Here is a 6,045-nt window from a genome sequence, read left to right as displayed (position 1 = left end):
TGGCTTCTGGCGGGCCTGCGGCCGGCTGACAGGCTGGGCCTCGGCTCGGTCGTGTGACTCCGGGTAGAACCGACCCGCCGCTCGCGGCGGTGTCTTGAAAAGGACGTGTCCGCGACCATGCTGCGGCTCGGCCTGCCCGCGCAGATGCCTTGATCAGAAGCCTGTCCGCCCGCGATGGCGTGACTCATTACAGATGTGTCTCTGAGCGACCCCCACCCGAGCCAGCCCGCCGAAGTGCTGACATCCCAGAGGAGCTCGCATGACCACAGTCGCCGATCAGTTCGAACACGTCGTCGGCATCGACACCCACGCCCGAACACACACCTACTGCCTCGTCGAGACCCGCACCGGCGGCATCATCGACACGGCCACCTTCCCCACCACCACTGCCGGCACCAACCGCGCAATTTCCTGGATTGCACGGCGCGCCCAGGGAACGACGACACTCGCGGCGATCGAGGGGACGTCCTCCTACGGCGCGGGCATCGCGGCGGCGTTGGCTGCGAGCGGGTTCGAGGTCACGGAGATCCGGCCGATCGCCAGACCGTCATGCGCCCGCACCGGGAAGTCCGACCCGATCGATGCGGAGGCCGCGGCCAGAAGCGTGATCAGAGAAGACCTCGATAAGCTCGCCCAGCCACGCCGAAGCGGGGACCGGACGGCGTTGCGGGTACTCCTGGCTGCCCGCGCGCTCGTCGATCAGCAGCGCACCGCGAACCGCAACGCCCTCACCGCCCTGGTTCGCAGCATCGACCTCTCGGTCGACGCCCGCAAGCCGCTCACAGACGCCCAGATCGCGACGATCGCAGCCTGGCGCACGAGTCGCGATGACGCGGTCACTCGGGTGTTCCGTGAAGAAGCGCGGCGACTCGCCAGAGCCGTTCTCGAGCAGACCGAGGTGCTCCGAGAGAACCACCGCCAGCTCGGGCAGCTCACGGAAGCGCTGGCGCCGGGGCTGCAGTCCGTCCCCGGGGTCGGAGCCGTGACCGGCGCGATCCTGGTCGCGGCCTACTCCCACCACGGCCGCGTTCGATCGGAAGCTGCGTTTGCCGCCCTCGGCGGCATCGCCCCGCTGCCCGCATCATCGGGCAACACCACCCGACACCGCCTCTCCCGGTCCGGCGATCGCCAACTCAACCGCGCTGTCGACGTCGTCGTCCGCACACGCCTGCGCTACGACCCCGCCACCCGTGAGTACGCCTCCCGCCGCCGAGCCGAAGGACTCTCCAACCGTGAGATCCGACGCTGCCTGAAACGCTACGTCTGCCGAGCGCTCTACCGCGAACTACGCACCCGCATGACTTGACACGAGGCATAGAAGCGACGCGATCATCCGCCTCGTCGGCGCCGTCCTCGCCGAGCAGACCGACGAATGGGCCGAAGGACGCCGCTACCTCGGCCTCGACATCCTCGCCAAGTCCCGCCTCACCCTCGTCGCCGACACCGGAAGCGAGGTGAACACCAACACAGCCCTCGAACTCACAGCCTGAACCCTCAACAGATCGAAGGAACCCGAACTACACCACTACCAGGGGCTTGACCGACCGCTGTCGGCCTCCATCGTGCGAGGGAGAGGACCCCCCGAGGTCAGTTGGGCGGACGACCCTGACTGGCGGTTGTCACCGATGTCCTGCTACAGAACTGTCACCCATGTCCTGAGACATCACAGAGCCGATCGCACCCCGATCCGCCCCGGTTCGTGGCAGAAACGTGGCAGAAACGCCCTCCACTCCTCCCCCGGGAAGCAGAAAACCCGCGGAATTCCGCGGGTTTCGAGCCAGGATCTGAGAGCGGAGACGGAGGGATTTGAACCCTCGGTCCCCTTGCGAGGACTCCACCTTAGCAGGGTGGTGCACTAGGCCTGACTATGCGACGTCTCCATGTGCTCGAACCGAATCGAGCACGTCATGCAATCATAACGGGTCGGACGGAGTGCGGCGAACCCGCCCACTGCATCGGGCGTGGCGGTCAGCGACCGCGCACGTTGCCGTTGGAGCAGGTCACCTGGGCTGCCGAGGTGCCTGTGATCGACGAGGGCAGCTCCACGACGTCCGCGGGTGTCTCGGTCGGGGTGGGCGTGGCCGGCGGCGGAGTGGTGCCGGTGTCCGGCTCCTTCACGACCACACCGTCGTTCTTGGTGTTCTCGTGCGTGATCTGCAGCTGCTTGTTGGCCGTGATCGCGTCCCACAGGATCTTCGCGTTGCGCTTGTCCGGGATGACGCGGTTCGGATCGGCCGGGTCGTACATCGTCGGATACTGCACGAAGACGATGTCCTGGAACGGCACATCCTTGACGGCCAGCGCGATCTGCGCGATGGTCATCGGGTTCGCGAGCGACGTGGACGCCTCGAGGTTGTTCAGGCCCACGTCGGCGAGTTTCAGCATGGTGCCGACGTTGCCGAGCACCTGGCCGCTGATGAGCTTGCGCACCAGGCTCGACATGTACTGCTGCTGATTGCCGATGCGTCCCAGGTCGCTCCCGTCGCCCACGCCGTGTCGCGTGCGGAGGAACTGCAGGGCCTGCAGGCCCTGGATCGTGTGGTCGCCCGCGGCCATGTCCAGACCGGTGAAGCGGTCCTTGATCGGGTTGGCCAGGCAGACGTCGACGCCGCCGATGGCATCCGTGATCTCGATCACTCCACCGAAGGTGACCTTCGCGGCGAACTCGATGTCCTCGCCCCCGACCAGGCTCGAGATGGTCTTGGCGACGCAGTTCAGACCGCCCTTGTCTCCACCGTGCTCATAGGCGACGTTGAGCTGCTGCTTGCTCATCGCCGAGGAGGTCCTGCCGTTGGCATCCGTGCAGGCGGGGATCGGGATCATCAGGTCGCGCGGGAAGCTCACCACGGTCACGCGACGCGGCTCGGCGGAGACGTGCACGAGCAGGTTCACGTCGTTCAGCGTGCCCTGGGCGTCCTTACCGGTGCAGCGCTTGCCGAAGAGGTAGGCGTACTTGGGCTCACAGGTGTCCACACCGGTGAGCAGCATGTCGAATCCACCCTCGTAGGCCGAGATGTCCGGCGGGAGCTCCTTCTGGTTCTCCAGCTCGACGGCGTTGGCGCTGACGGTGTTCAGCAGCCCGCCCACGACGAACGTCCCCACGCCGAGCCCGCTGACCAGGACGACGGCCAGGGCGATGCCGAGCAGCTTCAGCAGCTGCCCGGTGGCGCCGGGGGTGCGCAGCTGACCATGACGAGCAACGGGGGTACGCCGACTGCGGGACTCGCTCACTCAGTGCCTTTCGAACAGATGCGGAGGGTGTGGGATTCGAACCCACGGGACATCGCTGCCCACTGGTTTTCAAGACCAGCTCCATCGGCCACTCGGACAACCCTCCCGATCCCGGCTCGCGCCGGACGATCAGGCGTCGAGTCTATCGGTTCCGGGGGAAGAGCCGACGGTCGATGCCTTCGATTCTCCCGCGCCCACCTGGGGAACTACTGGGCGGATGCCTCAGAGCAGCGTGCGAAGCGCGATCGCGAGGCCGCCGTCGTCGACCACGGTGGTCTCCTCGCCGGCCGCGTCCCTCACCTCGTCCGGGGCCTGTCCCATCGCCACGGCACGGCCCTCTCCGGCGAGCGCCCAGGCGAACATCCCCAGGTCGTTGCGTCCGTCTCCGGCGACCAGCACCCGGTCGCGCGGGATGCCGAGCTCGGCGCGCACCCGCTCCAGCGCCGTGCTCTTGTCGACGCCCTGCGGTGCGATGTCGAGCCACGCCGTCCAGCCGATCGCGTAGGAGACCTCGTTGAGCCCCACCTCGGCGACCAGCTGGTGGAAATCGTCCTCGTCGTGCTCGGGTGAGACGACCACCACGCGGGACACCGGCTGCGAGACGAGCTCGTCGAAGTCGACCTGCCGTCCGCCGTCCAGGGTCCAGTCGTCCAGCACAGCCGTGTACAGCCGCTGCCCGGACTCCAGCTCCACCATGTAGCGCGCCTCCGGCAGCCGGTCGCGCAGCAGCGCGAGCACGGGCGCGGGATCGAAGACCTCCACGTGCCAGCGCACCCACTCGTCGCCGACCCGGCGCATGATCACCGCACCGTTCGAGCACACCGTGAACTCCGCGGTCAGGTCGAGCACCTCGACGTATCGCCGGGTGCCGCTCCAGCTGCGCCCGGTGGCGAGCATGACGTCGTAGCCGGCATCCCGGACCTCCGCGACGGCCTCGGGCACGCCTGGGCTGAGCGTCTCGTCCTGCAGCAGGATCGTGCCGTCGATGTCCAGCCCGACCAGGCCGCGCGAGGTCACTCCGCCGCCTGCGCCTCGGCGGATTCCGATTCGGGGTCGACCCAGCCGAGCGGGCGCAGCACCTCGATGCCGCCCAGGTACGGACGCAGCACCTCGGGCACCGTCACCGACCCGTCGGCCTGCTGGTGCGTCTCCAGGATCGCGACGATCCAGCGCGTGGTGGCCAGCGTGCCGTTGAGGGTGGCGACGTTGCGCGTCTTGGCCTGGCTCGCGTCCTCCGACTCCGGCCGGTACCGCACGTCGAGACGGCGCGCCTGATACGTCGTGCAGTTCGACGTGGAGGTCAGCTCGCGGAACGCGCCCTGAGTGGGCACCCACGCCTCGATGTCGAACTTGCGCGCGGCGCTGGAGCCCAGGTCGCCGGCGGCGACGTCGATCACGCGGTAGGCCAGGCCGAGCGCGGTGAGCATCTCCTCCTGCAGCGCGACGAGCCTGTCGTGCTCGGCCTCGGCGTCCTCGGGCGTCGTGTAGACGAACATCTCCAGCTTGTTGAACTGGTGCACGCGGATGATGCCGCGGGTGTCCTTGCCGTACGACCCGGCCTCGCTGCGGTAGCAGGTGGACCATCCAGCGTAGCGGTGGGCTCCCGCGGACATGTCGAGGATCTCGTCCTTGTGGAAGCCCGCCAGCGGCACCTCACTGGTGCCGACCAGGTACAGGTCCTCCTTGTCGAGGTGGTACACCTCGTCGGCGTGCTCGCCGAGGAACCCGGTGCCCTGCATGATCTCCGGCCGCACCAGCGTCGGGACGATCATGGGCGTGAAGCCGTTCTGCAGCGCCTTGTCGAGCGCGAGGTTCATCAGCGCGATCTCCAGGCGCGCGCCGATCCCCTTCAGGAAGTAGAAGCGGGATCCGGAGACCTTCACGCCGCGCTCCATGTCGATGGCGCCCAGCAGCTCGCCGATCTCCAGGTGGTCGCGGGGTTCGAAGTCGAAGGCCGGGACGTCGCCCACGCGGCGCAGCTCGACGAAATCCTCCTCGCCGCCCGCGGGGACGCCGTCGATGATGACGTTCTCGATCTTCGCGAGAGCGGATGCCGCGGCATCCGCCGCCTCGTTCGACGCCTGCTGCGCGGCCTTGACCCGGTCGGCCAGGTCCTTGGCCTGCGCGACCAGTGCGGCCTTCTCCTCCTTGGGCGCCTTGGCGACCGTCTTGCCGAAGGCGTTCTGCTCGGCGCGGAGCGACTCGAACGCGTTCAGCGCGTCACGACGCGATCGGTCCGCCTCGATCGCGGCGTCGACGGTCTCGGGCGCGTTCCCGCGCGCGAGCTGTGAACGACGGACGAGCTCGGGCTCGTCGCGGAGGAGGGTGAGATCGATCATTGTGCAAGTCTACCGAGCGGCTCAGCCGCCCCTGAGCGGACGGAGCGACCGCGGATGCGGCCCTGTGCGCCCGTGATCCTGTTGAGCCGTAGAGTTGCGACATGTCGGCATCCGGGAACGCGCGCACGCACGCGGCACTCGTCCTCAACCCCGTCAAGGTCGACGCCAGGCGACTGCGCTCGACACTGACGGCACTGTCGAAGAAGCATGGCTGGGCCCCGCCGCGGTTCTACGAGACCAGCATCGACGACCCCGGCCGGATCATCACCCGCACCGCGCTCGACGAGGGCGCGGCCGCAGTGCTCGCCGCCGGAGGCGACGGCACGGTGCGCTCGGTGTCCGAGGCGATGGCGGGCACCGGCGTGCCGTTCGCGATCGTCCCGGGCGGCACGGGCAACCTCTTCGCGCGCAATCTCGGGCTGCCGCTGCTCGACCCCGAGAAGGTCATGGATGCCGTGTTCACCGGCTTCACGCA

General features: G+C 68.3%; 5 protein-coding genes, 2 tRNA genes and 1 pseudogene. 3 read left to right on the top strand and 5 right to left on the bottom strand.

Annotated features, from left to right (window positions below):
- Positions 1-259 precede the first annotated feature (259 nt).
- Entirely contained in the window at positions 260-1,306 is a 1,047-nt protein-coding gene (locus tag BGN97_RS01855; protein WP_292697549.1) for an IS110 family transposase, read from the top strand.
- 19 nt (positions 1,307-1,325) lie between these two features.
- Positions 1,326-1,490, top strand: a pseudogene (locus BGN97_RS01850) (IS256 family transposase); the annotation flags it as partial.
- Positions 1,491-1,791: 301 nt separating this feature from the next.
- On the opposite strand, the gene BGN97_RS01845 reads toward BGN97_RS01850, so the two are convergent.
- The 5 genes from BGN97_RS01845 to serS form a co-directional block, all read right to left on the bottom strand.
- Positions 1,792-1,880, bottom strand: a tRNA-Ser gene (locus BGN97_RS01845).
- Positions 1,881-1,968: 88 nt separating this feature from the next.
- On the bottom strand, positions 1,969-3,231 hold the full coding sequence (locus tag BGN97_RS01840; protein ID WP_292697548.1) for an LCP family protein: 1,263 nt from the start codon (positions 3,229-3,231) through the stop codon (positions 1,969-1,971).
- A 21-nt stretch (positions 3,232-3,252) separates the two neighbouring features.
- Positions 3,253-3,337, bottom strand: a tRNA-Ser gene (locus BGN97_RS01835).
- A 116-nt stretch (positions 3,338-3,453) separates the two neighbouring features.
- Entirely contained in the window at positions 3,454-4,248 is a 795-nt protein-coding gene (locus BGN97_RS01830) for an HAD family hydrolase (protein WP_292697547.1), read from the bottom strand.
- Positions 4,245-5,570 (bottom strand): serine--tRNA ligase, encoded by a 1,326-nt coding sequence (gene serS, locus BGN97_RS01825; protein WP_292697546.1) that lies wholly within the window; start codon positions 5,568-5,570, stop codon positions 4,245-4,247. The genes BGN97_RS01830 and serS overlap by 4 nt, the downstream gene beginning before the upstream one ends.
- 101 nt (positions 5,571-5,671) lie before the next feature.
- Here serS and BGN97_RS01820 point away from each other — a divergent pair.
- Positions 5,672-6,045, top strand: a 374-nt coding sequence (locus tag BGN97_RS01820; RefSeq protein ID WP_292697545.1) for a diacylglycerol kinase family protein, incomplete at its 3' end; no start/stop codon positions are given.

Origin of the sequence: Microbacterium sp. 69-10 (genome assembly GCF_001897945.1) — a bacterium.
Lineage (GTDB): Bacteria > Actinomycetota > Actinomycetes > Actinomycetales > Microbacteriaceae > Microbacterium.
This window is presented reverse-complemented; position numbering and strand designations above follow the sequence as displayed.

Excerpts from the sequence above, each read along its gene's own strand:
- BGN97_RS01855 (WP_292697549.1), top strand. The coding sequence starts at position 260 with ATGACCACAGTCGCCGATCAGTTCGAACACGTCGTCGGCATCGACACC.
- serS (WP_292697546.1), bottom strand. The coding sequence starts at position 5,570 with ATGATCGATCTCACCCTCCTCCGCGACGAGCCCGAGCTCGTCCGTCGT.